2 protein-coding genes are annotated in these 3,291 nt (G+C 66.0%); both read right to left on the reverse strand.

Going from position 1 to position 3,291, the window contains the following annotated elements:
- Positions 1–148: 148 nt before the first annotated feature.
- Complete coding sequence (locus GKQ77_RS30380; RefSeq protein ID WP_219692335.1) at positions 149–1,900, reverse strand: stealth family protein; 1,752 nt, start codon at positions 1,898–1,900, stop codon at positions 149–151.
- Between the two features lie 86 nt (positions 1,901–1,986).
- The gene (locus GKQ77_RS30385; protein ID WP_308117831.1) at positions 1,987–2,880 is read right to left on the reverse strand and encodes an alpha/beta fold hydrolase; all 894 of its coding nucleotides are present in this window, start codon (positions 2,878–2,880) and stop codon (positions 1,987–1,989) included.
- Between the last annotated feature and the right edge of the window lie 411 nt (positions 2,881–3,291).

Consider the following 3,291-nt stretch of genomic DNA (forward strand, 5'->3'; position numbering starts at 1 on the left):
GGTCAGGGGCGGGGCGGTGGGGGTGGCATGCGCACGAAGTACGAGTGAGGCGCGCGGCAGAGAGGGCGGGGTGTCGGAGACGTTCATGGGACTCATCCTCACCTCTCCCGCTACGGGAGACTCAAGGAGCGTCCAGCGGCGACCACGCCTACTCCGCCGACCGCTCCCACCGGCTGGGGAAGGGGAAACAGGAGTCGAGGAACGCCCGCAGCTCGGCCGTGACTCTTTCCTGGTCGGCCTCCCGCGTGTTGACGTCGTTGAGGCAGAGAAAGTCGTACTTGTGCCCGGGACCCAGCTCCGCGAGGGCCTCACGCAGGCCCTCCTTGCCGATGTCGATGTAGCGCTGTCTGTATCTGCCGGGTACGGCTCTGCCGGTGAGGTATGCGTGGTGGTGGTGCAGGGCCGTGGTCATCGCGATGTCCGCGACGGAGCGGAAACGGGAGCGGCTCGTACGCGTCACCTCCTCCGCGAACAGCTGCTCCAACTCCGCCATCACGGACCGGAGCTGGGGCTGCGGGGCATGCTTGAACTTGCTTACCGTCAGGCGTCCTCCGGTATCGAGGAGAAGCCTCCGTACGTTCTTGCCGGCCGAGTTGGGGGCCGGTTCGTCGGGGTGCGGCGCGCCCAAGCCGAGCTGGAAGGAGGAGAAGGGGAGCTTGGCGATGCCATTGCCGTGGAAGAAGTGTCCCGCGGTGACAGGACCGGCGTGGAAGAAGTCGTCGTTGAGGTAGAGGTAATGCTCCGAGAGGCCCGGTATGTGGTGGAGCTGGGTCTCGATGGCGTGCGAGTTGAAGACGGGGAGCACCGCGGGGTCGGTGAAGATCTCCTCGTGGTCCACGACCTGAACACCCGGCACGCTCGTGTCCAGCCAGGCAGGGGTCTGCCCGTCGGTCACGACGAAGATGTTCCGGACGAACGGCGCGTACATCTCGACCGAACGCAAGGAGTACTTCAGTTCATCGCGGCTGGTGTAGCGGGAGGCACCGGTCTCGCGTGCGTGGATGCGGGCCGTCCGCGCGTCCCCCCGGTAGAGGTCGCGGCGGGCCCGCAGTTCGGGGTCCGCGCCGTCCACCCAGGTGTAGACGAGGTCGACGGGGAAGTCCACGGAGTCGACGCGGGGGTGGGAGAACGCCTCGTACGTGGGATGGTCGCGACCCGCGATGGTGCGGCGGGCGGGCTCCCGGGCCTGGAGGGGCAGCGTGTCGGTCACGGCGTTCGGGCGAGGGGCGACAAGCGCGTCATGGAGCACGGCGGGCGGCGCCTGCGTACGCAGGGCGTCGAGGCGTTCGGCCGCCCCCTCGTCGTCGAGCAGTTGGCTGCCGTCCCGCCAGAACTCGACGTCACACCCGTAGGACAGGCCGGCGAGCACCCGGCCGGACGGACCGAGCAGGATCTCCCCGAAGCGGATGACGTCCTGCCGTTTCATCGCGGTGGGCAGTGAACCGTCCGCGTACAGCACCGCATCGGAAGGCAGGGGAGCGGTGCCGGGCTTCAGCGCGTACAGCGCGGTGCTCCCGTACGTCGCACGCAGTTCGTCCAAGAGCCTCTTGCGGTCGGCGAGACGCATCGCGACGACATGGCGGGTGTGCGAGCGTCCGGGCACCAGGAAGTAGTCGATGCCCGCGCGCTCCAGGGCGCTGACCACGAGGTCCAGGTTGTGGGCCGAGGCGCCCGCGGCCGTGAAGTGATCGACGGTACGCCCGTAGTACGTGCGTCCTTCGAAGCGGACCTCCCGGATGCCGGGATCCGATGCGAGGAGGGCGGCCCGGCGTGCCGCGATCTTCTTCCGTCGCGCTTCTTCCGCCGCCGTGACCTGGGCCGCCTTGCTTTCCCGGGCCCGCTCCTCGCGGAGACGGGTGGGGAGCAGGCGGGTGGTGAGTCTCTTCGTACGTAAGGGCATGCTGGTTCCTACCTGGGCCGACCCGGGCCGGGACCTCGGGATCCATCGTCGTCTGTTGGTTGCCGCGTGCTACTTCTGAAACCGCGTCAGGCGCGGGCCTTGATCCAGGCGAGTACCTTCTCCGGCATGCCCGCGGTGTCGAGGAGACCGCCGCCGTGCGCGCTGCTGTCCGCGACCGTCTCGACGGTGACGCCGTCCGTCGGCATGTCGTGGCCGACTTCCTCGGCCGTTTCAAGGTCGAGGGAGTGCTCGACGGGAACGAAGTCGCTCTCCGAGTGGATGAGGTACATGGGGGCGTCGTCCGCGCCGGACGCGCGGTTCTTGACGACCATGTCCTTCCAGGTGTCCCAGCAGCTCGGGTGGAGCGAGGTGTCCGTGTCGGCCGGGTCGGGGAAGCAGCGGGCGAGGATGGCCGCGTTGTCGCGGACCTTGCGTTCCTTGGCCGTGCTGCCGTCGTGGTTGCCGTCGTTCCAGGCCCGGTAGGGCGAGGCGACGGGAGAGAGCGCGACGACGCCCTTGACGCGGTCGCCACCCGCGCCATAAGTGGCGAGTGAGGTCGCTATCTGACCGCCCGCCGAGGAGCCGAGGACCACGATGCGCTCCGGATCGAGGTCGAACTTCGCCGCGTTCGACCTGATCCATTCGATGGCCGAAATGGCGTCATTGCGCTGTGCGGGCCAGGCAGCGTCAAAATTCAGCCGATAGTCGACCGAGAATACAGCCAATCCCTTGTCGGCGAAGTGCCGGGACCAGGTCGCCCAGCCGGAATCCTCATACCAGTACCCGCCGTGGAGAATGACGATTCCCGGGCGCTTCGAGTTGGACGCATTCCAAAAAGCGTCCAGTTTCTGCCTTGCGTGCGAGCCGTACGAGTACGTGGATTCGCTGCGCTCGGCCGCCACGCTCTCTCGTGACTCCAGGTTCAGGAAGCCGACGACCAGGGCCATGCACGTCGCGAGGCACACCAAGAGCCGCTTCACGAAACCTTCTCTCCGCTCGCGCCCGGTGCCTGCATATGCTTCTGATGTGCCGATTTGTTCACTCGGGGGCGCGACTCTCCGTGGAGCAGCGTTTCGGCATCCCGAACGATCTGCGTGTTCGAGGTGAAGAAACTATGAAGCCGAGACTGACTCTTCGTCAAGCAAATGCCCTCGCTTCTGTCCGACTTGCCTGAAACCTCACAAAAAAGCGCCAAACGATTTCCTTGCGAGGGCTTGGATTCATTTTTCTACCATAAAACGGACATGAGCTTGACATAAGAGCCACCTAAGCAATTACGTTTGCGCCCGCCGTGCCGGTGTGTGGATAGGGAATTGAAGTTTCAATTGTATGCATTGGCGGGGTCGAAAACGACATATGGAGGGGTGGGGGGGATGACTCATGCGTAGGCG

Origin of the sequence: Streptomyces anatolicus, assembly GCF_019400875.1 — a bacterium.
GTDB classification, from domain to species: domain Bacteria; phylum Actinomycetota; class Actinomycetes; order Streptomycetales; family Streptomycetaceae; genus Streptomyces; species Streptomyces anatolicus.

Bases quoted from the DNA above. Each gene is read 5' to 3' on its own strand.
- GKQ77_RS30380 (WP_219692335.1), bottom strand. From the start codon at position 1,900: ATGCCCTTACGTACGAAGAGACTCACCACCCGCCTGCTCCCCACCCGT.